Source organism: Pedobacter gandavensis (genome assembly GCF_014172405.1).
GTDB classification, from domain to species: Bacteria; Bacteroidota; Bacteroidia; order Sphingobacteriales; family Sphingobacteriaceae; genus Pedobacter; species Pedobacter gandavensis.
Map to the genome: position 1 here is coordinate 504,256 of NZ_WNXC01000001.1, position 22,316 is coordinate 526,571.

General features: G+C 42.0%; 23 protein-coding genes. 16 read left to right on the plus strand and 7 right to left on the minus strand.

Annotated elements, in window-relative coordinates; genetic code table 11:
• Window positions 1–124 precede the first annotated feature (124 nt).
• The 3 genes from GM920_RS01945 to GM920_RS01955 all read left to right on the plus strand — a co-directional run bounded on the left by GM920_RS01945 (window position 125) and on the right by GM920_RS01955 (window position 4,319).
• On the plus strand, window positions 125–2,275 hold the full coding sequence (locus tag GM920_RS01945; RefSeq protein ID WP_235964402.1) for a glycoside hydrolase family 97 protein: 2,151 nt from the start codon (window positions 125–127) through the stop codon (window positions 2,273–2,275).
• Window positions 2,276–2,420: 145 nt separating this feature from the next.
• Window positions 2,421–3,077 (plus strand): MgtC/SapB family protein, encoded by a 657-nt coding sequence (locus tag GM920_RS01950; protein WP_202986016.1) that lies wholly within the window; start codon window positions 2,421–2,423, stop codon window positions 3,075–3,077.
• Window positions 3,078–3,107: 30 nt separating this feature from the next.
• On the plus strand, window positions 3,108–4,319 hold the full coding sequence (locus GM920_RS01955; protein ID WP_182952926.1) for a DUF2252 domain-containing protein: 1,212 nt from the start codon (window positions 3,108–3,110) through the stop codon (window positions 4,317–4,319).
• A 1-nt stretch (window position 4,320) separates the two neighbouring features.
• Here GM920_RS01955 and GM920_RS01960 read toward each other — a convergent pair whose 3' ends face one another.
• Window positions 4,321–4,845, minus strand: coding sequence for a DUF4142 domain-containing protein (locus GM920_RS01960; RefSeq protein WP_182952927.1), 525 nt, complete (start codon window positions 4,843–4,845; stop codon window positions 4,321–4,323).
• A gap of 68 nt (window positions 4,846–4,913) precedes the next feature.
• Between GM920_RS01960 and GM920_RS01965 the strand changes: the two genes are divergently transcribed.
• Window positions 4,914–5,999 (plus strand): class I SAM-dependent methyltransferase, encoded by a 1,086-nt coding sequence (locus GM920_RS01965; RefSeq protein ID WP_182952928.1) that lies wholly within the window; start codon window positions 4,914–4,916, stop codon window positions 5,997–5,999.
• On the opposite strand, the gene GM920_RS01970 is transcribed toward GM920_RS01965, so the two are convergent.
• Window positions 5,996–6,913 (minus strand): NADP-dependent oxidoreductase, encoded by a 918-nt coding sequence (locus GM920_RS01970; RefSeq protein ID WP_182952929.1) that lies wholly within the window; start codon window positions 6,911–6,913, stop codon window positions 5,996–5,998. The two genes, GM920_RS01965 and GM920_RS01970, sit on opposite strands and share 4 nt — an antisense overlap.
• A gap of 93 nt (window positions 6,914–7,006) precedes the next feature.
• Here GM920_RS01970 and GM920_RS01975 point away from each other — a divergent pair, with 93 nt between their 5' ends.
• The 3 genes from GM920_RS01975 to GM920_RS01985 all read left to right on the plus strand — a co-directional run bounded on the left by GM920_RS01975 (window position 7,007) and on the right by GM920_RS01985 (window position 9,891).
• Entirely contained in the window at window positions 7,007–7,984 is a 978-nt protein-coding gene (locus tag GM920_RS01975) for a 3-keto-disaccharide hydrolase (protein WP_182952931.1), read from the plus strand.
• 86 nt (window positions 7,985–8,070) lie between these two features.
• A complete protein-coding gene (locus GM920_RS01980) occupies window positions 8,071–8,904 on the plus strand; it encodes a DUF6929 family protein (RefSeq protein WP_182952933.1) in 834 nt (277 codons plus the stop codon).
• Window positions 8,905–8,913: 9 nt separating this feature from the next.
• Window positions 8,914–9,891, plus strand: a complete 978-nt coding sequence (locus GM920_RS01985; RefSeq protein ID WP_182952935.1) for a Gfo/Idh/MocA family protein — start codon at window positions 8,914–8,916, stop codon at window positions 9,889–9,891.
• Here GM920_RS01985 and tatA (GM920_RS01990) read toward each other — a convergent pair.
• On the minus strand, window positions 9,888–10,070 hold the full coding sequence (gene tatA, locus GM920_RS01990; RefSeq protein WP_182952937.1) for a twin-arginine translocase TatA/TatE family subunit: 183 nt from the start codon (window positions 10,068–10,070) through the stop codon (window positions 9,888–9,890). The genes GM920_RS01985 and tatA (GM920_RS01990) overlap by 4 nt on opposite strands.
• 32 nt (window positions 10,071–10,102) lie before the next feature.
• Window positions 10,103–10,384, minus strand: a complete 282-nt coding sequence (gene tatA / locus GM920_RS23655) for a twin-arginine translocase TatA/TatE family subunit (protein WP_235964403.1) — start codon at window positions 10,382–10,384, stop codon at window positions 10,103–10,105.
• Between the two features lie 145 nt (window positions 10,385–10,529).
• On the opposite strand from tatA (GM920_RS23655), the gene GM920_RS23910 reads away from it, so the two are divergent.
• On the plus strand, window positions 10,530–11,588 hold the full coding sequence (locus tag GM920_RS23910) for a bifunctional transcriptional activator/DNA repair enzyme AdaA (RefSeq protein WP_182952938.1): 1,059 nt from the start codon (window positions 10,530–10,532) through the stop codon (window positions 11,586–11,588).
• A gap of 160 nt (window positions 11,589–11,748) precedes the next feature.
• Window positions 11,749–11,919: a hypothetical protein gene (locus GM920_RS02005; RefSeq protein WP_235964404.1), complete on the plus strand. Its 171-nt coding sequence runs from the start codon at window positions 11,749–11,751 to the stop codon at window positions 11,917–11,919.
• Between the two features lie 36 nt (window positions 11,920–11,955).
• On the opposite strand, the gene GM920_RS02010 is transcribed toward GM920_RS02005, so the two are convergent.
• Window positions 11,956–12,927: a helix-turn-helix domain-containing protein gene (locus tag GM920_RS02010; RefSeq protein ID WP_182952942.1), complete on the minus strand. Its 972-nt coding sequence runs from the start codon at window positions 12,925–12,927 to the stop codon at window positions 11,956–11,958.
• An 85-nt stretch (window positions 12,928–13,012) separates the two neighbouring features.
• Here GM920_RS02010 and GM920_RS02015 point away from each other — a divergent pair, with 85 nt between their 5' ends.
• On the plus strand, window positions 13,013–15,448 hold the full coding sequence (locus GM920_RS02015) for an alpha/beta hydrolase family protein (protein WP_235964405.1): 2,436 nt from the start codon (window positions 13,013–13,015) through the stop codon (window positions 15,446–15,448).
• Between the two features lie 83 nt (window positions 15,449–15,531).
• Here GM920_RS02015 and GM920_RS02020 read toward each other — a convergent pair whose 3' ends face one another.
• A complete protein-coding gene (locus GM920_RS02020; protein WP_235964406.1) occupies window positions 15,532–17,121 on the minus strand; it encodes a M20/M25/M40 family metallo-hydrolase in 1,590 nt (529 codons plus the stop codon).
• A gap of 138 nt (window positions 17,122–17,259) precedes the next feature.
• Between GM920_RS02020 and GM920_RS02025 the strand changes: the two genes are divergently transcribed.
• Genes GM920_RS02025 through GM920_RS02040 form a run of 4 tightly spaced genes read left to right on the plus strand, consistent with a single transcriptional unit; the run spans window position 17,260 to window position 19,634 of the window.
• The gene (locus GM920_RS02025; RefSeq protein ID WP_182952946.1) at window positions 17,260–17,943 is read left to right on the plus strand and encodes a pseudouridine synthase; all 684 of its coding nucleotides are present in this window, start codon (window positions 17,260–17,262) and stop codon (window positions 17,941–17,943) included.
• Between the two features lie 25 nt (window positions 17,944–17,968).
• On the plus strand, window positions 17,969–18,430 hold the full coding sequence (locus GM920_RS02030; RefSeq protein WP_182952948.1) for a DUF4268 domain-containing protein: 462 nt from the start codon (window positions 17,969–17,971) through the stop codon (window positions 18,428–18,430).
• A gap of 45 nt (window positions 18,431–18,475) precedes the next feature.
• Window positions 18,476–19,273 carry a HipA family kinase gene (locus GM920_RS02035; RefSeq protein ID WP_182952950.1) on the plus strand — a complete coding sequence of 266 codons (798 nt, stop codon included), beginning with the start codon at window positions 18,476–18,478 and terminating at the stop codon, window positions 19,271–19,273.
• A complete protein-coding gene (locus tag GM920_RS02040; RefSeq protein WP_182952952.1) occupies window positions 19,251–19,634 on the plus strand; it encodes a DUF3037 domain-containing protein in 384 nt (127 codons plus the stop codon). Before GM920_RS02035 ends, GM920_RS02040 begins: the two co-directional genes overlap by 23 nt.
• Before the next feature lie 11 nt (window positions 19,635–19,645).
• Here GM920_RS02040 and GM920_RS02045 read toward each other — a convergent pair whose 3' ends face one another.
• Window positions 19,646–20,275, minus strand: coding sequence for a DUF4159 domain-containing protein (locus GM920_RS02045; RefSeq protein WP_182952954.1), 630 nt, complete (start codon window positions 20,273–20,275; stop codon window positions 19,646–19,648).
• Between the two features lie 148 nt (window positions 20,276–20,423).
• On the opposite strand from GM920_RS02045, the gene GM920_RS02050 reads away from it, so the two are divergent.
• Window positions 20,424–21,422 (plus strand): AAA family ATPase, encoded by a 999-nt coding sequence (locus GM920_RS02050; protein ID WP_182952956.1) that lies wholly within the window; start codon window positions 20,424–20,426, stop codon window positions 21,420–21,422.
• Window positions 21,422–22,309 (plus strand): DUF58 domain-containing protein, encoded by an 888-nt coding sequence (locus GM920_RS02055; protein ID WP_235964407.1) that lies wholly within the window; start codon window positions 21,422–21,424, stop codon window positions 22,307–22,309. Before GM920_RS02050 ends, GM920_RS02055 begins: the two co-directional genes overlap by 1 nt.
• Window positions 22,310–22,316 lie beyond the last annotated feature (7 nt).

Below are 22,316 nucleotides of genomic sequence, written 5' to 3' on the forward strand. Positions count from 1 at the left end.
TAAATCAAAAATGGATCTACATTTTTAAATAGCAAAGGTTTTTAAAAGGAATTCGCCGGTACTTTTGGAAAAGCAGTCCGTTTGGGCTTTGCCAACCAAATTAATCTTTAACCGTAGTACAGGTATGAGCACCTATCAATTTCGCAATCCTATCCGTATGACCAACATCTCGAAGTTCATTCTGCTGATTTGTTTTTGTTATACGACGACTTCCTCCGCTAGCGCCCAGGAGTTAAGATCACCCGACAATAACCTAACTTTAAAGTTTAGCCTTGGCAATACCGGAAGCCCCGTGTACCAGCTTTCTTATAAAGGCAAAAGTGTCATTAAGCCCAGTAATCTTGGTTTTCAATTGAAAAATGCAGCAGATCTGTTGAATGGTTTTGAAATTGCTGATACCAAACAAAGTACATTTGATGAAAGTTGGAAGCCAGTTTGGGGAGAAGTAAAAATCATTCGCAACCATTACAATGAACTTGCAGTAACCCTTAAACAGCCTGCCAGCGACCGCTTTATTGTGGTTCGCTTTAGATTGTTCAATGATGGTTTAGGCTTCAGATATGAATTCCCTCAACAGAAAAACCTGAACTACTTCACCATTAAAGAAGAAAAGACGCAATTCGCTTTAGCTGGAGATCATAAAGCATTCTGGCTTCCTGGTGATTATGATACGCAGGAATATAGCACGACGACCTCAAACCTTTCTGAGGTTCGTGGTAAAATGAAGGCAGCAGTAACCCCAAACGTTTCTCAAAAGACTTTTTCTGAAACGGGCTTACAAACGCCTTTAATGATGAAAAGTAAAGATGGTTTGTACATCAATATCCATGAAGCGGCATTGATTAACTATTCTACGATGTCTTTAGAACTGAATGATAAGGATATGGTTCTGGAATCTGTCCTGACCCCAGATGCAATTGGTGATAAAGGCTATATGCAAGCACCTACACAGTCGCCATGGCGTACCATCATTGTGAGCGATAAAGCAGGGGATATCCTAATGTCTAAGACGATCTTAAACTTAAATGAGCCTACTAAATTTAAAGATACTTCCTGGATTAAACCGATTAAATATGTAGGTGTATGGTGGGAAATGATTACGGGTAAGAGCACATGGGCCTATAATGATCTGGACAATGTTCAGTTAGGTGTAACCGATTACAGCAAAACAACACCAAATGGTAAGCATGCTGCAAATACCAAAAGGGTAAAAGAGTACATCGACTTCGCTGCAGAAAATGGCCTGGATGCCGTGTTGGTAGAAGGATGGAATGAAGGATGGGAAGATTGGTTTGGAAAAACAAAAGACTATGTTTTCGACTTTGTGACGCCTTACCCTGATTTCGACGTCAAAGAATTGCACCGATATGCAGCAAGTAAAAACGTGAAAATCATGATGCACCATGAAACCTCATCCTCGGTACGAAACTATGAACGTCATCTGGATACAGCGTACAAGTTTATGGTAGATAATGGCTACAACGCAGTAAAAAGCGGTTACGTAGGTAATATTATTCCAAGAGGAGAACATCATTACGGACAATGGCTGGTTAACCACTACCAGTATGCTATAGAGAAAGCTGCTGAATATAAAATCATGGTCAATGCGCATGAAGCGGTAAGACCTACGGGCCTGAGCCGTACTTACCCGAATTTATTGGCTAACGAAGCGGCAAGAGGTACAGAATATGAAGCATTTGGGGGCAATAACGCAGATCATACCACCATTTTACCTTTCACCAGACTCATGGGGGGGCCAATGGATTATACCCCAGGTATATTTGAAACCAAGATCAGTGCTTACAATCCGGAAAACAACTCTTTCGTACACAGCACTCTTGCCCGTCAGCTGGCCCTTTATGTAACGATGTACAGTCCGCTACAAATGGCTGCAGACTTGCCGGAAACTTATAATAAGTACAAAGATGCTTTCCAGTTTATCAAGGATGTAGCAGTAGATTGGGACGATACGAAAGTACTGGAAGCAGAGCCTGGTGATTACATTACTTTCGCCAGAAAAGCCAAAGGAACGAACAACTGGTTTGTGGGAAGCACCTGCGATGAAAATGGTAGAACCTCAACGGTAAATCTGGACTTCCTCGATGCCAATAAAAAGTACATAGCTACAGTTTATGCGGATGGAAAAGATGCGCATTATGAGTTGAATCCGAAAGCTTATGTAATTAAAAAGATCAATGTGAAAAAAGGTGCCAAATTAAGTCAGTATTGCGCTCCAGGTGGTGGATATGCCATCAGCATTATCGAAATAAAATAATAGAAATTCATAAAAAACGAACCGTCTTTCCGTATGGAAGGGCGGTTTTTTTATTCTACAATTTGGCCATTGTGCTTATGGCTAATTCTTGGTATATTTAGATAACCCAATGTAAATAGATTATTGGTGGTTATCCCATTCGCCCTTGAACTCGATCCTTACTAATTCCAGCCATATCTATGGCGATGAGGTCCTTAAAATATTTGTATCTGTCCTATGCGGCAGTATCCTTGGCTTTGAACGGGAGATCCGTGGGAAATCAGCCGGCTTTAGGACACTAGCCCTCATTTGTTTTGGTTCCACCATTTTTACGATCTGTTCTTACCTGTTGGGCGTTGATGCGAACCGAGATCGGTTAGCGGCCAACGTGATCACCGGAGTCGGTTTTTTAGGTGCCGGCGTCATATTTAGGAATAACATCACCGTTTCCGGGATTACCACTGCGGCTTCAATATGGATTTCTGCCGCAATTGGGATGCTGGTGGGCATAGGCGCTTTCGGACTGGCCATAATTTCTATGGTGCTATCCTTGTTTATTCTATATGCAATGGATTACATTCAGTTTTGGATCGATTTTCGTTTCCAACATCGGGACTATAAAGTGGTGTTAAATCTGCAATCTCCAGAACTGAGCATCTCCGAGCGGTTGGGGAGCTTAAATCTGAAGTGTACAAATATCAAGGTTTTTCGCAATGGCGAGCAATTAATTTGGGAAGCTCAGGTCTCCGGAAGAGGAGATCAGCTCGAGGTTTTTAACGAATGGCTCCTCAATCAGCAGTCAATCGCTTCATTTGAATGGTAATCATAACAATCAAACTTAATTGGGAATACGATGGATAGGGTTGCACAAAGAATAGAAAGATTTAACAGTGGTTTACTACCAGATATGGTTCAGTTGAAATATAAAGCGATGGCCGAGAGCCCTTTTCGCTTTTTCAGAGGGACCTGTCACCTGTTTTATGAAGATCTCTCCAAGGTTAAATCCTTTCCTAAATCTCCATTAACCTGGATTTGTGGCGACCTCCATCTGGAGAATTTTGGCAGTTTTAAAGGAACAAACCGCCAGGTTTATTTCGATTTAAATGATTTTGATGAAGCCATGCTTGCGCCCTTAAATTGGGAGTTGGCGCGGATACTGTGTAGTATTTACGTCGCCTTTGATACTTTAAAACTGAAAAAGAAAAGGGCAGAAGAAATGGCAAAGCTTTTTCTGGAAGTCTATATGGGTAGGTTAAAATCTGGTAAAGCCTATTACATTGATCCCAGAACAGCCGATGGGGTCGTGCGAACTTTTCTTGATCAGGCCGCTTTAAGAAAAGAAAAGGAACTGATCAAAAAAAATGCGGTTGGAAAAGACAAAGAGTTGCTGATTAAAATCAATAACCAAACGCATTTTAAGCTTGAAAAGAAGTTAAAACAAGCGGTGATGCAACATGTTCGGCAATGGCTGGCAAAGACGGAGCTGTTGCGGAATAAGTATACGGTAAAAGATGCTGTGTTTCGGGTGGCCGGTACCGGAAGTATTGGTTTAAAACGATACATGCTGTTATTGCAAAACAAAAAGAATGCGGACAAACTGTTGTTTTTAGACCTTAAGGAAGCTGTAGCCTCATCTTTAGCGCCCTTCAATACTGTGATTCAGCCAAAATGGACTTCCGAAGCGGCGCGAATCAGTACGGCAAAATATCATATGCAAAATGTATCACCAGCCCTATTGAGTACCACCACTTTTAATGGAGCCGTATTTGTGTTACAGGAGTTGCAGCCGGTAGCCGATCGGATTAATTTAGCGGGGTTATGTAATCAAATGAAAGAAATTAGCAACGTGATTAAGGATATGGCTGTCCTGACGGCTTCTGCACAATTGCGGAGCTCCGGGATCCAGGGTTCTTCAATTAATGATGAATTAACAGCTTTTGCCAGTCAGAATAAGGTTGGGGAAGACCTCCTGGATTATGCCAGGAGTTATGCCGCAGAGGTTAAAAAGGATTATAAAGCATATCTATCAGCGCTCAAGCAACTAGCGGTTCAAAAAGACAGCTAATTTACCGAAGGGACAATGCTTTTTGAAGTTGCTGCTCTAATAGGGGCAAATTTTTGCTTGCAAAGTTGACGATGGCAGTGTCTGGTGCATTTTGTGCCCCTTTAAAAAGTGAGATGTCTTTTCTGATGTCTTCAATCATGATCTTCAGGTAAAGCTTTTGAAAATAATCAACCTCCATGTCCCCGAGTTCTTTAATGCGCTTCTGTTCTTCCATAGGCAGGGTAGTAGGGAATACGATGGCTTTTGAACTGGCCATGAGTTTCAAGGAGCCATTGATTTTTTCATAATTCCTGACCAGTTGTGAGCCATAGTTTTTTAGCTGTGGTTGAGTCGCCTTTTCAGCAGCAAGATTTCCTAAAGCGATGGCCTTCATGCCATCGAGTGCTGTCCTTTGGATAAACAGGGCTTCCTGTAAATGTTCATCAATGGTTTTGTCTACAGGAACCTTCGGATTTTCGGAAGGACGGCAAGACTGGGTAATCACCATGATGACAGCTATCGTCATTATCAACCTGCCATTCTTCATGTTTTGAGCTTTGCTAAATAAACAATGCTTGCGCCGAACTGTTTTATAACGTTATTATCTATATAAAGATGTCTGGACTTCACACTTTGATCAAGAACAAAATAAGTAGAAATGGGGCAATTTCTTTCTGTGATTATATGGAAATGTGCCTTTACCATCCCAAATTCGGTTATTACAATACGGAAGGGATGAAAATTGGCAAGCAAGGTGACTACTATACCAGTGCCTATTTGAGTACCGCATTTGGGGCAATGATTGCAAAAAGAATGCTGGAAATCTGGCTAAAATTAGGTAAAGGGCCATTTACCATCGTTGAGTACGGTGCCGGCACAGGTAAATTAGCAGCAGATATTCTTGCTGCACTTCAAGCTCACCCAGAGCTGTACGAACAACTGCGCTATTGTATTATTGAAAGAAGCCCAATGATGGTGAGCCTGGAAAAAGAAAGGCTTCAGGAAAAGGTAGAATGGCATAATGATATTGCTGAGATCAAAGGAATTCGGGGCTGCGTGTTGTCAAATGAGTTGCTGGATAATTTCTCCGTTCACCGTGTCATCATGCAGGAACAACTCATGGAAGTCTTTGTAGATCATTGTCATGGATTCAAGGAGGTATTAAGGCCTGCTTCCCCAGCCTTAACCGATTACTTTTCCTCCTTAAACATTGTGCTCCCTAAAGACTTCCAAACGGAGATTAATCTTCAGGCGATTTCCTGGATTAAAGAGGTCGCGATGTCGATGACTCAGGGCTATGTGATGACGATTGATTACGGTGATCGAAGTCCGGAGATATATAAAAGCAGTAGGTCTGCAGGAACTTTATGTTGTTATAGAAACCATACGGTTAATGATGATTATTATGCTTTTATCGGCGAGCAAGACATTACGGCCCATGTTAACTTCTCTGCTTTAAGTTACTGGGGACAAAAATACGGCTTAAATGAAGTTGTGCTGACCAGTCAGGGAGAATTTTTGCTTCAAATGGGATTTAACAATTGGGTGATGAATGCTTTTTCTCAGGAAAAAGACGTGGCCACGGCAGCGCAAAAAATTGCGATGCTCAGACATGCATTGGTTATGGATATGGGCTGCAAATTTAAAATGCTCTTCCAGGAAAAAGGGATGGAAGGGCTTGATCTTGCAAGGGAATCCTAAAAATTCAATACAATTTTGCCATTTAAACCTCCTTTAGAAACCAAATCCTGTGCTGCCGCAGCTTCCTCAATTTTCATCACTTTGGCAACTTGAACCTTAATTTTATTGGAGTCTACCAGCCTTTTTCCAAAATCCAGCTTCTTATGATCTCCTACGGAACTGATAAATTGCGCATTGATCTGATGTTTTGCGGCCAGTTCATCGGAAGTTGGCATGACAATACTCAATAGTCTGCCTCCTTTTTTAACTAAAGGGTAAGATTTTAACTGCGTTTCTCCACCCACCAAATCAACGACCGTGTCCAGGTCTTTGACCAGTTTGCTAAAGTCTTGTGATTTGTAGTCGATCACTTCATCGGCAGCCAAAGATTTGATCAGATCCAGTCCAGTCCCAGACGCAGTAGCAATCACATAAGCGCCCAATGCTTTTGCCATTTGTAAAATGATTGCACCTACACCGCCTGCCGCACCGTGGATTAATACCCTTTCTCCGGGCTGTAAATGCCCGGTTTCTACCAATACACTATAAGCGGTATTTAATGGGACAGCCAGCGCTGCAGCCTCATTCATGCTCAGATGATCCGGGATCAGCGAAACCGTTGCTTCGTTAATACAGACATATTCCGCATAAGTGCCATGGGAAGCTGTAGCGAAAACCAAGTCACCAACTTTAATCCGGGTTACTGCTGAACCTACCGCTTCCACCATTCCCGAAGCGTCAGTGCCAGGAATATGAGGGAAAGTGATGGGGAAAAAGGCCTTCATCGCTCCGGATCTGTTCTTGATGTCAAAAGGGTTAATGGTCACAGCCACAACTTTAATCAGCACTTCATGTGCTTTTGGGACCGGTATCGCGATTTCTTTTAGTTGTAATACCGAGGAGTCACCATAGGAGTTGAATTCAATAGCTTTCATAAGGGTTTAATTAAGGCTTTTACAAAATACGAATTAATCCTTATCTTACCCGCAAGAACCTTAATTAATCAACCTAAACCTAATTTCGTTACTATGAACAAGAAACTTTTTGCAATGGCGGTTACCGGCTTACTCAGCTTTGGATCTGCTGATGCGCTTTTTGCAGCTCCAACCTTCACAAATATCAATGCAGTACAAGATATACCGGGTAAAGATCTGATTGGACGTTGGGACATTACCGTTGAGGAAAACGGAAAGTCTTTGCCGTCTTGGCTAGAGGTTAAATTATCTGGTAACCGCATCTTAGTTGGCTACTTCGTAGGATCTTCCGGAAGTGCTCGCCCAATCTCAAGGGTAAATTTTGACAATGGTAAATTTAGCTTTAAGATCCCACCACAATGGGAAAGCGGTGATCAGGATTTTGTGATCGAAGGAGAACTGAAAGGTTCGGTAATTGAAGGAACAATGCTGACCAGTGAAGGTAAAAAATACAATTGGAAAGGAGTGAAGGCTCCCTATCTGAAAAGAACAAGTCCGGTAGTATGGGCAAAGCCGATTGAATTATTCAATGGAAAAGACCTGACAGGTTGGAAAGCTTTAGGGAAAAATCAATGGGTAGTGAAAGATGGTGTACTGAGCAGTCCACATTCTGGCGCCAACTTAATCTCCGATCAGAAATTCGAAGATTTTAAATTACATGTAGAGTTTAAATATCAGAAAGGTAGCAATAGCGGTGTGTATTTAAGAGGTCGTTATGAGGTGCAGATTGAAGACAGTCCGAAAGAAGCACATCCTTCGAGCGTGTACTACAGCGGTGTCTACGGCTTTTTGCCACCAAGCGAAATTGCAGCCCTTGGACCAGATAAATGGCAAACGTATGATATCACTTTAGTCGGTAGAATGGTTACTGTAGTTGCAAATGGCAAAACAGTGATCAGTAACCAGGAGATTCCTGGGATTACCGGCGGTGCATTAGACAGTAACGAGGGAGAACCAGGACCAATCTATTTTCAGGGAGATCATGGACCTATCGAATTCAGAAAAATTGTGATTACACCTGCTAAAAAGTAAAAAATACGGGTATCGGTTTCAAATGATTGATGATTTTGATAACCGATACCCTGTTATATGCGATAAGGAATTAGCCGATTACATTTATGTACAGATTTACACTCGAACTGTTATTTCAGATCATAGGGATTGGTTCCGCTTCTGGTCTATTATTAAAAAATGACCAGTTGAACATCATCAGCGACAATGGGACTTATCTCTACGCTTATGAAATGAAAACCTCGCATTTGTCTCGTCAGCCTTTAACCGCTCATCCCGCGGAAAACATAGCGAAAAAACTAAAGCCTGATTTTGAAGCAATAACAAGCTATGGAAATGTGATCTATCTATTTGGCTCTGGTTCCAGAGAAAATAGAACACAAATGGTTAAGCTAGATGCAGCAACAAAAAAAGTGATTGAGACGCGCAATATTTCTGCGCTGTATAAAAAAATGCAGGGGATAGCCCGGATCAATTCCGATAATTTTAATATTGAAGGCGTAGTCTTTACAGGTTCGGATTGGTATTTCTTTAATCGGGGTAATGGCGGTGCAGGGAAAAACGGCTTTTTTAAGGTAACCGGTGCCAGTCTTTCTAAACCTTCGAAAATCAGCTTTAAGGAAATACAGCTGCCAGAAATTAAAGGGGTTTCCTGTGGTTTTACAGATGCAATTGAAGTAGATGGAAAGCTTTACTTTTTAGCAGCTGCAGAGGACAGTAATTCTACCTATCAGGATGGCGCTGTCTTCGGCACCTTGATTGGCTGCATCGACATCGAGAAAATGACGCTGGACTTTACACAGCAAATCACCGATCAACATAAATTTGAAGGGATTACCTTAAAACATAAAACCGCTGGGCTACTCAGTTTTCTTTTATGTGAAGACAATGATTCGGAGCTGTTAAAATCCGACATTTATGAATTGAAGCTGAATCGATAATCAAGAAAAATGAAAAGTATTAACTGGGGAATGATCGGTTGCGGAGACGTAACAGAAGTTAAAAGCGGACCTGCTTTTAACAAGGTGCCAAATTCATCATTGGTAGCTGTGATGCGTAGAGATGCCGAGAAAGCAGAGGACTATGCAAAACGTCATGGCGTGCCAAAATGGTACGACGATGCACAACAACTTATCGATGACCCAGAAGTAAATGCCATCTATATTGCCACGCCACCGGCCCAGCATGAAGTTTATGCTTTAATGGCTTTTGCAGCAGGTAAACCTGTCTATGTGGAGAAGCCGATGACGCTAAATGCAGCTTCAGCCATTAGAATGAAGGATGCAGCTTTAAATACAGGTGTCAAATTGAGCATTGCACATTACAGACGTGCCCAGCCCATGTTTTTAAAGATTAAGTCTTTATTGGAGGATGAGGAAATCGGAGCAATAAGGTTGGTGCAACTTAAAATGCTGCAACCAGAGGATTCCAATCAGATCGCAAATTCTGCAACCAACTGGAGATTAGATCCTGCAATTTCTGGTGGCGGCTTATTCCATGACCTTGCTCCGCATCAGCTAGACCTCCTGGTTTTCTTTTTTGGGGAATGGATTTATGCCTCTGGTCTATCCACCAATCAATCTGGAACGGGGCTAGTCGATGATCTGGTGACCGGTCAGGTCTGGTTCAAAAGTGGAACTATATTTAATGGAACCTGGTGTTTTACCGTTTCCGAGCAGGATAAAACAGATTTATGCGAGATCATTGGAACAACAGGGAAAATCAGCTTCCCGGTATTTGGACATCAAATGACGCTGACGAAAGGTGGCGTAGCTAAAGTGTATGACTTTAGCCCTTTAGCACACGTACAACAGCCAATGATCGAGAAGGTAACGGCTTATTTTTTAGGGCAGACAGAAAACCCATGCTCCGCAGATGAAGCAATATTGTCTATGCAACTCATGGATCGCTTTACAGCGAAATCTTAACGCTTATCTGTTTCTGACTGGTCTAAACCGTCTTTTCCATCTTTAAATTCACGGATTCCTTTCCCTAATCCACCCAACAACTCGGGGATTTTTTTACCACCAAATAGGAGGAGGACCACAACCAGGATAATCAGGACTTCTTGCGTACCTAAAGCGGCAAGTAAAGGAGTGTGTAACATCGTTTCTTTATTTTATGATTTGTGTGTGAAAATTAGCGTTGTTCTGAAAACTCTTGATGCGCAGACGCTTGTTGAGCTTCTTCTTTAAATGCTGCTGGCGTTTCTTTGACGATTTCCTCTTCTACACCAGCAAGGTTGATGTTTCTATGGATCTCTCTTTTGACACCTTCTGAGGCATCTTTAAATTCCCGGATACCTCTGCCCAATCCCTTTGCCAGTTCAGGGAGCTTTTTGCCGCCAAATAATAACAGGACTACAACCAGGATGAGCATGATTTCCCCACCGCCCATGTTTAAGAATTCTAATAATACCATGTTCTATATTTAAAGGTTTTAGCAAAGCTAATTGCAAGAGATTAAACTGGGATTAAAACGAAATTAAAAATGCTTGTTAATTTTTCGGTTGCTCCTTAATTCAGGTTGACGTTATTTTGTAGTATAGAAACGAGGAAATAATATCATGGAACAGCATATTGATGATCTTTATTATACGGCCATTATAGAAAAAGATACTGCTTATGAAGGCACCTTTATTACGGCCGTGAAAACTACCGGTATCTTTTGTCGGCCAACCTGTACCGCAAGAAAGCCTAAAAGAGAAAATGTGGAGTTTTTCAGTACCACCAAGGAAGCGATTTTGGCGGGATACAGAGCATGTAAGGTCTGTAAACCCTTGGAACACCTGGATGAAACACCAACATTCATTAAAGATATCCTTAATGCCTTGTCTCAAGATCCTTCCCGGAAGTACAAAGATTGGGATCTTCTTCAAATGGGTGTTCAGCCGAGTCAGATTCGAAGATGGTTTTTGAAAAACCATGGTATTACTTTTCAGGCTTACCAAAGAATGTTTAGAATAAACACAGCCTTTAAAAAGATCCAGGATGGAGCCACTGTTACCGATACTGCTTTTGATGCAGGTTATGAGCCTTTAAGTGGTTTTGGTGATTCTTTTAAGTCGGTTTTTGGAATCTCTCCAAAAAACAGCAAGCACATCGGGGCGATAGACCTTACCAGGCTGGAAACACCATTAGGGACTATGTTTGCCTGTGCTACAGCAGCAGGGATCTGTTTGTTAGAATTTTCAGACCGGAAGATGCTGGAGACAGAGTTTAAAGCCTTAGCGAAGCAACTCAATGCAGTGATCTTACAAGGAGAAAATAAGCATTTTGACGTGCTGAGGGAACAATTAGCCGAATATTTTGCCGGGAAAAGAACCAGTTTTACGGTGGCTATCCATAGCCCTGGGACAGACTTTCAACAGGCAGTCTGGAAAAACCTGCAAGGCATTCCGTATGGCGAAACCTCAACGTACCTTCAGCAAGCACAGAAACTGGAAAAACCAGGAGCCATTAGAGCGGTAGGAAATGCAAATGGAATGAACCGGATTTCCATTCTGATCCCTTGTCATAGGGTGATTGGTACAGACGGAAAATTAACCGGGTATGGCGGAGGTCTATGGCGAAAAAAATGGTTACTTGATTTGGAGAAACCTAAGCCGCAATCCCTTTTATTTTGATCAGAGTGCTGTTCTAAGTGGTTTAAAAGCGAATTCTCCGGAATTAACTAAATTATTAGTGTTATTTGATAAATAATTTTATTTTTGGGTATAAATTAAATTTTAAATAAATCTATTCTAATTTTTCGCTCTCATGAATCACATATTGGAACAGCCTATAATGTTTAAAAACTTAGAAATTGCAAATTTATCTATCGGTGACAAGCTTATCAACCTAGGCGAGGTACTGGAAATCTCAGAGTATGAAGATTATTATTCCCTGGTTATTGCCAGGAGAGGACAGCGACAGGTTTGGACCTTCGGAAAAGAGGAAGAAGTGTATGTTTCCTAAAACGATCATTTCATAAATCAAAGAAAATAACGGGACTTAGCTTTGGTGCTTAAATGCGGCAGGCGTAAGTCCAGTATTCTTTTTAAAGTAATTGTTGAAATGCGCTGGATAGTCGAACCCAAGACAGTACCCGATTTCAGCTACATCCCAGTCCGTTTGCTTCAATAAAGTTTTCGCTTCCTCGACCACTCTGTTACTAATCATTTGAGTAGTCGTTTTCCCGGTATGTGATTTAATCACATAATTCAAATGGTTTACATGGATGTTTAGCTGTTCTGCAAATTCCGAAGCACTTTTAATCTTTAAAGGATTTTCTGGAGAATCTACAGGGAATTGTCGCTCTAATAAATCTAAAAATCTAGGGATGATGCGGTCAGAACTTTCTGTGAGGACAGGAGTAAGGGTCGCGGATTGGATTTTGATACCTTCATGTATGATCAGTCTTAATATACTCCTGATGACTTCAAACTTATACTCATAATCACTCTTTAACTCCGCAATCAATTGGAGGAAATATCCGTTGACGCGCTGGTAAGCATCCTCCGTTAAAAAGCAAATGGGAGAAATGCCTGGGTTAAACAAAGGACAGATTCTTTCTAAACCTTTATTGAAATTTGGGGAAATGAAGGAGTCATTGAACAAACAAAAATAGCCCTCTTGATTTTCGGTAGTTGATTCCCAGGAATAAGGAACTGTAGGATTGGAAAATACCAATGCCGGCTGGTCAATTTCAATCACTTCATTCAGCATGTGAAGTTTCCCTTTTCCAAGATTCAGGAAGATTTTATAATGATCTCTTCTGTTAAACGGACTCACCTTACTGCAATACCTGCGTTCCTGAACATTAAAATGGCTTGGGTTCCCGGAGTGGTTTAACAGTTCAGAAGGGATGACCTGATTGGTTCTTTTGTAAAACTGATCTAGGGTTTCAACAGTTTGCATATGGTGTGGCAGCGTTAATGGTAAGCTATTGTAGGATGAAATCTGTTCCCGTACCGGATTGAACATTTCAAAGAATAAAGATAGGATAATTTGCCGGTAACTTTTACGCGATAGTCTGGTAACCTTTCTTTAAAATCCCATTTTTGTGGGAATGAAAAAAACCGAAAACTATAAACCTATGAATAAAACCTTACTCAGTTTATTACTGATGGCAGGATTAAGCAGCCAAGGGTATGCGCAGGAGAGCCTGACTTACCAATTACCACCAAAATCTATTGTTGATTTGGTAGATGCATCCGGCAGTCCAACAGTACGCTTTAATAAAGATGGCAACTTGATGTTACTTCTTTCTGCACCGGGATATGCTTCGATCGAGCAGGTGGCGCAACCTGTGATTGGACTGGCAGGAATCAGAATCAATCCCGCTAATAACTCCACTGAAGGAGAGGTTTCGGGTATCTATAACGACCTAACCATTAAAGACCTGAAAACGGGAAAAGAAAGTAAAGTCGCCGGATTGCCGGAGAAAATGAGGATGACCAACATCAGTTGGAATGCAGATGGTAATTATTTCGCCTTTAGCAATAATACCTTAAATGGGGTAGAGCTTTGGCTGGTAGATGTTCGGAATTTGAAAGCTAACAGGTTGACTAACGGTCTGCTAAATGATGCTTATGGGACAACTTTGCAATGGCACCCAGACGGAAAGCGTATTCTCGCTCAGTTTATACTGCCAGGACGTGGCGCAAAACCGCTAGAAAACATCGTGCCTACAGGGCCGGTTGTTCAGCAGAACCTTGGGGTGGTGACGCCTTCCAGAACTTATCAAAACTTACTTCAAAACACTTACGATCAAAGCTTAATGGGCTATTACCTCAGTTCTGAACTGCAGGAAGTAGATCTGAATGGCAAGCTGACAAAAATTGCTGGCCCTGCAATCTATCGCAAAGCAGCTTATTCGCCGGATGGAAGCTTCCTGATGGTACAAACTGTGGAGAAACCTTATTCTTATTTGGTGCCGATTTCCTATTTCCCATTCCAAACCAGTATCCTGGATGTAACTGGGAAAACGGTAAAAGAATTGTATCATGCACCATTGGCAGAGAAATTGCCAACTGGTTTTGATGCGGTAGCAATGGGTCCACGTGCTTATGAATGGAGAAGTGACGCTCCGGCAACTGTGGTATGGGCAGAGGCACAGGATAAAGGTGATCCTAGTGTAAAATCTGAGTATCGTGATGCTTTATTTACGCTAAAAGCGCCTTTCTCTGGTACTCCTGTAAAGCTATTCAGCATGACTTCCAGATATGGAGGAGTAGAATGGGGCAATCAGAACTACGCGGTACTTAAAGAACAATGGAGGAAAAGTCGTACGGCAAAAATGACACTGATTAATCCGGAGACTGGTAAAGTTGTAAAAGTAATTAAGGAGGGATCTTCAGAAGATACCTATACTGATCCCGGGGATTTCATTTATGGAAAAGGACCTTTCTCCGCGAAAGTGTTATTGTTTGATAAAGGCGGTGTTGTCTTTACCAAAGGTGCAGGAGCTTCTCCACAAGGGGATCGTCCTTTTCTCCTGAAATGGGATTTGATTTCTAATAAACAGGATACCTTATTCAAGTCTAAAGCGCCTTATTATGAGGAACCCATGTTTTTTAACAATACTGGAAAACTTTATATCTCGAGAGAATCGACAGAAGCAACGCCTAATATTTTCGCCCTGAACCTGAAAAATAAATCAGAACAGGCCTTGACCAGTTTCTCAGATCCTTATCCGAGTTTAAAAGGTGTCCAAAAGACCTTGCTTTCTTATCCACGTAAGGATGGGATTAAGCTTTCTGCAACACTTTATTTGCCAAAAGATTATAAAAAAGAGAACGGACCATTGCCGGTATTGATCTGGGCTTACCCACGTGAGTTTAAAAGTCTGGCCGCTGCGGGTCAGGTGAAAGGTTCTCCATATCGTTTCACTAAGTTGGCTTTCCGCTCGCCAGTATTCTGGGTAACCAGAGGATATGCGATCTTAGATCAGGCAGATATGCCGATTGTTGGCGAAGGAAAAGTAGAACCTAATGATACTTTCTTGAAACAGATTGAAGACAATGCAACGGCGCTGATCAATTATGTTGTCGATATGGGCGTAGCTGATAGAGGTAGAATCGCAGTAGGGGGCCACTCTTATGGCGCATTTATGACGGCCAACTTATTGGCTCATACCAATCTTTTTGCTGCGGGAATCGCCAGAAGTGGCGCTTACAACCGTACATTAACCCCCTTTGGTTTTCAGGCTGAAGCCCGTACTTATTGGGAGGCCATGGATGTTTACAATAAAATGTCGCCCTTCAACTATGCCGATAAGATCAAAACACCATTGTTGATGACGCATGGTATTGACGATGAAAATTCTGGAACATTCCCGATTCAAAGTGAGCGTTTATATAGCGCGATTAAAGGTCATGGAGGTACAGTCCGACTGGTACTGTTACCTAAAGAGTTTCATGGTTACAGAAGTAGGGAGTCGATTCTTCATACATTCTGGGAGCAGGACCAATGGTTAGAGAAATACGTGAAAAACAAGAAGTAAACTGGTTTAAGGATTCAGATTGTTGATTACAGAAAAAGGCCCTCCGGATTTTCATCAGGAGGGCCTTTTGTGTTTTTAATCTTTTAATTTACACCACCTTTACGGGTTGGTTTAACTTGCGGAGGCCATACTCCAGGTTCTCCCGTTCTTGGATTGATTGGTAAAATACTTTTCTCTTTGGAGGTTGTTTGTGGGTCTTCACTCGCCATATAGGCTAAAATAGCGGTTAATATCGCGTTACTACGGACATCATCGAAAACGATTTTGTCGTAAGTATCTCTGTTGGTATGCCAGGTGTAAGTGCCGTAAGACCAGCTGTTAGAGCTCAATGAAAAAGCAGGAGCACCAGCGGCCACAAAAGAAGCGAAATCTGAACCACCACCACCAGGTGTACCTGGGAAGGTTGTTGCAATTTGCTTTCTGATGTCTTCAGGTACAGCAGATAACCATTTTCCTAAATAAGCATAAGAGTTTAAGAAACCTTGTCCGGAAAGGTTAACCACACGGCCCGTTCCATTGTCCTGGTTAAACACGACCTGGATATTTTTAACGATTTCCGGATGATCTTCCACAAAAGCTCTTGATCCGTTTAAGCCTTGCTCTTCACTACCCCAATGGCCTACAAGAATGGTTCTTTTAGGATTAGGATAGATTTTTTTCAGGATTCTGATTGCTTCCATCATGGTAATGGTTCCGGTACCGTTATCGGTTGCACCTGTACCGCCATCCCAGGAGTCAAAATGTGCGGAAAGGATCACATATTCATTCGGCTTTTCGCTGCCTTTGATTTCTGCAATGGTATTGAAGGTTGGTACCATTCCAAGCTCTTTAGAGCCTACGTTTACGCTGATTTTTGGTTTGCTGCCAGATTCTGTAAGTCGGTATAACAGGCCATAATCTTCCAGGGAAATGTCGATCGAAGGGATTTTAGTGGTATTTGCACCGAAGATTTTGTTGACGCCAAAACCTGCAGACCAGTTGCTTGTCACCACACCTAATGCACCTGCACTTTCAAAAGCCAATGCTAAAGCTTTCAGGTTTAAACCAGTTTTGCTGATTCTGGAGCGCCAGGCATTGGTTTGTGCCGTTCTTGCTGTTTTCATTTTCTCGAAAGATTCCGGGGTAGCGAACTCCTGCCAGTTATAATCCGGTCGGCCGGTAGGTTGATTCATGGAGAACATTACGAATTTCCCTTTGACATTAGGCAACCAGGTTTTGAAAGAAACAGAATCGGGTAGGTCAGGGTAAATGATCATTTCTCCGACAACAGATTTTCCTTTTGTACTTGGGCTCCATGCCAATTGCATACCTTCCAGGGATTTTACGCGTGGGTAGACCATGTCAATATGAGAAATTCCACGCTCCCAGCCACGCCATTCGCCCCATTGTTCGTTCTTAGCGGGAATGCCCCAGCTGGTATATTTAGCTACCGCCCAATCATTTGCTTGTTTCATTTGAGGGGAGCCTACCAACCTTGGACCTACCATGTCCAGTAGCTCATGGGCAAGTTTTTCCAGTTGAGAGTTCTCCGTCGCCTCTTTGACGATCAGGTCGATAGTTTGTTTTTTAGTTTGTGCATAGCTGACATTTCCAGTGATCAGCAAGGCCATAAAGCATACTTTTGTGGCATGCCTTAACCCGGTTAAGGAAGGTGTTGTTGGTTTGGTTTTCATGAATTTAGTTGCGTTTATTGATGGGGTATTCAAAGGGAAAGGTAAGGATAAATGCTTCCAACCTGTCAAAAAGGAACAAATTTGATACAATCAGCGGGTTTTAAAAATTCAAAAGGTTATCTTCGCAGAAAAAAATAAATGCTTGAAATTGTATATCAGGACGATTATCTGATTGCCATCAATAAGCCCCATGGCTTATTGGTCCACCGTTCTTCTATTGCCAGTGATGCTACAGAATTTGCCCTGCAAATGCTAAGGGATCAGATTAATAAGTATGTTAGCCCTGTGCATCGTTTAGATCGTAAAACCAGTGGTTTGCTGCTTTTTGCTTTTGATAAAGAAACGGAGATTGCGATGCATCAACAGTTTCAAAACGCGCAGGTAGAAAAGAAATACCTGGCGGTTTTGAGAGGTTATGCGCCAGATCAGCTGGACATCGATTACCCATTGGCGAAAGAGAATGGCAATATGCAGGAAGCATTTACCGCATTTGTGACTTTGCAACGTGCAGAGTTGGATGTTGCCCTTGGTAAACACCCAACTTCCAGGTATTCACTGGTAGAAGCAACGCCAACCACAGGAAGGATGCACCAGTTGCGCAGACATTTTGCCCATATCTTTTACCCGATTATCGGCGACCGTAAGCATGGTTGTAATAAACAAAACAAGTTTTTCAAAGAGCAGTGGGAGATGACGACCATGTTGTTACACGCTTCTGAATTGAAATTCGAACACCCGGTTACTAAAGAAACCATTCATTTGAAAGCTGACGTTCAGGACGAGTTTAAAAGAGTGATGGAACTGATGAACTGGACCCTTTAATCACCATCATTAAAAAATCAATACCATGTTTTCAAAAGATCAGTCTGCACAGTTAAAACAGTCTTTCTGGACTACCTTCGGACAATATATCGCACCTCATCAGTCTGCGGAAGGGATGAGAATCAATTGGGTGAACTATAAAACAGGCATCAAATATTTGAACTTTAAGATGCATGTGGACAAGAAATCTGCTTATATCGCGATAGAAATGTCACATCCTGATCCAGGAATGCAGGAGCTGATATTTGAGGAGTTCGCAGCTTTTAAAAACATGCTACATACCAGCCTGGAGGAAGAATGGGATTGGGAGTTACATACTACAGATGAAAATTATAAAACGGTCAGCAGGATTGTGAAAACCCTGTCTGATGTCAGTATTTTTAAAGAAAGTGATTGGCCACAGTTGATTTCTTTCCTCAAACCACGATTGATTGCACTGGACGAGTTTTGGTGCGATGCAAAGGATGGTTTTGATACTTTCAAATAGTATCTTTGGCCGAAACAGGAGCTTTTACTCTTAAACTATTCAGGTGTGAAGAATATCCAACCAGAACTTAGAACTGTCAATGTGACCAGGTACGTTACCCCGCTACGCGAAGGGGGATCTATGCCTGCAATCGCAGAAGCAGATGACGACTTTTTATATGTACTCAAATTCCGTGGTGCCGGACAAGGGCTACGTGCATTGATTGCCGAGCTTATTGGCGGAGAAATTGCGCGGGCACTTGGTTTGCGGATGCCGGAATTGGTTTTCGCGCAATTGGAGAAAGATTTTGGACGCATAGAACCTGATGAAGAGATTCAGGATTTACTGCGAACCAGTGTGGGGCTCAATCTAGCTTTACATTACCTTTCCGGAGCGATTACCTTTGATCCTTTAGCAAATCAGGTGGACGAAAAAACAGCTTCAGAGATTGTTTGGATGGATGCTTTACTGACCAATATGGACCGCACGGCCCGGAATACCAATATGCTGATCTGGCATAAGGAATTGTGGCTGATCGACCATGGTGCTGCATTGTACTTCCACCATGCCATGGAGAACTGGGAAGAACAGGCCGTGAGACCTTTCGGCTTAATTAAAGACCATGTATTGCTGAGCCAGGCTTCGCAATTGGAAGAAGTAGATGCACTTTTTAAGGCGATATTGACTCCGGAAAAAATCAGAGCCATTGTTGCTTTAATTCCAGACGACTGGTTGATCAGGGATAATACTTTTGAATCTATTGAAGCACATCGCGATGTATATTCCAAATTTCTGGAATTACGCCTCGCAAATTCAGAAATTTTTGTAAAAGAAGCGCAGAATGCAAGAGAAGCACTTATTTGAGTATGCCGTGATTCGCGTTGTACCTAGGGTAGAACGAGAAGAATTTCTTAATGTGGGGATCATCCTTTATTGTTCCAAACAAAAATTTTTACAAACATCATTTGAATTAAATGAGGGACGCCTTGCTGCCTTTGCCTGTAAACTAGATCCTCAGGAACTGGAAGATCATTTGCATTCTTTTGAGCTGATTAGCAAGGGAGGAAAAGCAGGAGGGACAATTGGTCAGCTAGACATGGCTTCGCGTTTTCGCTGGCTAACGGCTACCAGAAGTACCGTGGTGCAAACTTCTAAAACGCATCCAGGCTTATGTGTGGATGCTGCAGAAACTTTAAAGAAATTATATGAACAACTCGTACTTTAATTGTACGGGTTTTAACTGTTGATACCCATGGCGTAAAGAATAATATTTACGCCAAATTTGGTGTTGTCTTCCGCCAGAAATCGCTTGTTTCTGAAATCATAATCCCATTCACAGCCATAGTCTTTATTGCTGTACAATACCCCAATCCGGTTGTTTACCGTAATGGCTTTCAGGTAGTCATGGACCAGATCATCACCCCAACCATTCAATTCAAAAGAGGTGGTAGGTGGTCCCTTTTCAAAGTTGAAGAAGGAATGGTAAATCTGATGTTGATTTGAAATTTTCTTGAGCGCTGTTGGTCCAAAGAGATTGCTCATTTGTGTTTCAAATGATTTTGCAAAGAGTCCGTCAATATCATGGTTACAATCGTCTACAAATACAAAACCACCATTGTTCACGTATTTCTTGAAATTAGCCGCCTCCTGCTGGTCAAACTGGACAAGCTTATGGCCGCTTAAATAGCAGAAAGGATATTTAAATAGGTCATGGCTACTTAATTCGACAATTTTTTCTTCCGGATCTAAAGGGATAGTGGTGTACTCCAACAAAGAATTGAGCAGGTTGGAAGGCATACGCTGATCCGTATCCCAGTTTCCAGATTTATACTTTATTCTCGCAAATGTGAACTTTGATCTTTGCATCGTTCTAAAATAACGTCAATTTTCATTAGAATCCAGATTAAGCAAGAGATATCTTGTAATTTTTTTGATATTCTGATCTGGGCATAAGGAAAAATACAAGGAGAGCCCTATATTGAATTACAATCCATACCTCATTAAAATCAATGCTTTGGAAATTTCAGAAAATAACCTAAAAACCCTGATCCATAAAATTACCCTGTTAAAGGAAGAGATTCAAAAAGTGATCGTTGGACAAGACCTGATCATTGAAGAAATGCTGGTTGCCTTGCTTGCCGGTGGCCACTGTCTGTTGGAAGGGGTACCAGGCCTGGCAAAAACATTGATGGTTCGTACAATGTCGCAAGCCCTGGATCTATCTTTTAGAAGGATCCAGTTTACCCCAGATCTGATGCCTACGGATATCATCGGTACCGAGATTTTAGAGGAAGACCATGTGACCGGAAAGCGGTTTTTTAAGTTCAATAAGGGGCCTTTATTCGCCAATATCATATTGGCTGATGAAATCAACCGGACGCCACCAAAAACACAATCCGCTTTATTGGAGGCGATGCAGGAATTTGAGGTCACTTATGGAGGTCATACTTATCCATTAGACCGGCCATTTTTTATTCTTGCTACGCAAAATCCCATTGAGCAAGCGGGTACATATCCGCTTCCAGAAGCGCAACTGGACCGTTTTCTATTGTTCATAAGAATCGGGTATCCAACTGCAGCAGAGGAAACTAAAATTTTGAGCAGTACCACAGGAACCCTAAAAAATAAGGTGCAGCCTATCATTGGTGCGGAAGAGATTAAACAACTTCAGGCCTTGACCAGAGAGGTCAGCATCAGCGAGGATTTAGTGGTTTATGTAACCGAGTTGATCCGGGCAACCCGGCCAGATACCAGCCCTGTAGCGTACGTGAAGGAATGGGTAAGGTGGGGGGCTGGGCCTAGAGCCGGACAAGCGTTGATTTTAACCGCTAAAGCAAGGGCCTTGATCCATGGGCGTTATGCAGTGGTGATGGAAGATCTGCACACGATGGCCTTTCCAGTATTGAGACATCGTATATTGATGAATTTCAAAGCAGATGCGGAACAAGTTAGCGCTGATATGGTAGCTGAGGAATTATTGAAAACCATTTCCAGACCGAAAATCAATATTTAATGAGCAAGTTGCTGGACCCGAAAGTGATGATGGCGATTAAACAGCTGTCTTTGTCGGCGAAAATGACAATAGATGGTTTCATGAGCGGCATCCATAAAAGTACGGTAAAGGGGCCTGGATTGGAGTTTAGCCAGTATCGGAGCTATCAGCCAGGAGACGATTTGCGGTCTCTTGACTGGAAAATGTTTGCCCGTTCCGATCGGTATTACATCAGAGAATCAGAGGTAGAGACGAATATTAGTATCCGTTTGCTGGTGGATGCCAGTGCATCTATGGGACATCAGGATGGTGCTTTTCGTAAAATTGATTACGCACGTTACCTGGCAGCTTCATTGGCTTATCTGGGCAACCTACAGGGCGATGCTATTGGTTTGTATGTGTTTAAAGATGCAGGTATCTTTTCAATGGTCGCAAAACAGGACTTTCAGCACCTGGCCAGGTTGTTCTATCAATTGGAACAAATAACCCCGGATGGCACTTTTACTAAACCCATTCATTATAAAGAATTATATGCCGGTGCTCAAAAACGGGAACTGCTGATCTTTGTCACAGATCTTTATGAGCTGAAACAGGAGATATTTGATCTTTTAGATACCTTGAATACGTTGAAACATGAAGTGCTGGTGTTTCATTTGATGTCTGGAAATGAAATGAGCCTGGATTTTAAAGGGTATACGACTTTCGAAGATCTGGAGACCGGGAAAACGATTCAGATAGACCAGGAGTCGGCAAGGGCTGCTTATCAGGAGAACCTGAAAGGGCACCTGGATAAAATCAAGAATAAAATGCTGGACAGACGAATCTCTTATCGTTTGATTCAAACGGATCAGCCATTGGATCAGGCATTGAGAGATTTCTTGAACCAAAGAAATAAGTTAAAGACATAAAGATATC

Bases quoted from the DNA above. Each gene is read 5' to 3' on its own strand.
- GM920_RS01945 (WP_235964402.1), top strand. From the start codon at position 125: ATGAGCACCTATCAATTTCGCAATCCTATCCGTATGACCAACATCTCG.
- GM920_RS01955 (WP_182952926.1), top strand. From the start codon at position 3,108: ATGGATAGGGTTGCACAAAGAATAGAAAGATTTAACAGTGGTTTACTA.
- GM920_RS01960 (WP_182952927.1), bottom strand. From the start codon at position 4,845: ATGAAGAATGGCAGGTTGATAATGACGATAGCTGTCATCATGGTGATT.
- GM920_RS01965 (WP_182952928.1), top strand. From the start codon at position 4,914: ATGTCTGGACTTCACACTTTGATCAAGAACAAAATAAGTAGAAATGGG.
- GM920_RS01970 (WP_182952929.1), bottom strand. From the start codon at position 6,913: ATGAAAGCTATTGAATTCAACTCCTATGGTGACTCCTCGGTATTACAA.
- GM920_RS01975 (WP_182952931.1), top strand. From the start codon at position 7,007: ATGAACAAGAAACTTTTTGCAATGGCGGTTACCGGCTTACTCAGCTTT.
- GM920_RS01980 (WP_182952933.1), top strand. From the start codon at position 8,071: ATGTACAGATTTACACTCGAACTGTTATTTCAGATCATAGGGATTGGT.
- GM920_RS01985 (WP_182952935.1), top strand. From the start codon at position 8,914: ATGAAAAGTATTAACTGGGGAATGATCGGTTGCGGAGACGTAACAGAA.
- tatA (WP_182952937.1), bottom strand. From the start codon at position 10,070: ATGTTACACACTCCTTTACTTGCCGCTTTAGGTACGCAAGAAGTCCTG.
- tatA (WP_235964403.1), bottom strand. From the start codon at position 10,384: ATGGTATTATTAGAATTCTTAAACATGGGCGGTGGGGAAATCATGCTC.
- GM920_RS23910 (WP_182952938.1), top strand. From the start codon at position 10,530: ATGGAACAGCATATTGATGATCTTTATTATACGGCCATTATAGAAAAA.
- GM920_RS02005 (WP_235964404.1), top strand. From the start codon at position 11,749: ATGTTTAAAAACTTAGAAATTGCAAATTTATCTATCGGTGACAAGCTT.
- GM920_RS02010 (WP_182952942.1), bottom strand. From the start codon at position 12,927: ATGTTCAATCCGGTACGGGAACAGATTTCATCCTACAATAGCTTACCA.
- GM920_RS02015 (WP_235964405.1), top strand. From the start codon at position 13,013: ATGAAAAAAACCGAAAACTATAAACCTATGAATAAAACCTTACTCAGT.
- GM920_RS02020 (WP_235964406.1), bottom strand. From the start codon at position 17,121: ATGAAAACCAAACCAACAACACCTTCCTTAACCGGGTTAAGGCATGCC.
- GM920_RS02025 (WP_182952946.1), top strand. From the start codon at position 17,260: ATGCTTGAAATTGTATATCAGGACGATTATCTGATTGCCATCAATAAG.
- GM920_RS02030 (WP_182952948.1), top strand. From the start codon at position 17,969: ATGTTTTCAAAAGATCAGTCTGCACAGTTAAAACAGTCTTTCTGGACT.
- GM920_RS02040 (WP_182952952.1), top strand. From the start codon at position 19,251: ATGCAAGAGAAGCACTTATTTGAGTATGCCGTGATTCGCGTTGTACCT.
- GM920_RS02045 (WP_182952954.1), bottom strand. From the start codon at position 20,275: ATGCAAAGATCAAAGTTCACATTTGCGAGAATAAAGTATAAATCTGGA.
- GM920_RS02055 (WP_235964407.1), top strand. From the start codon at position 21,422: ATGAGCAAGTTGCTGGACCCGAAAGTGATGATGGCGATTAAACAGCTG.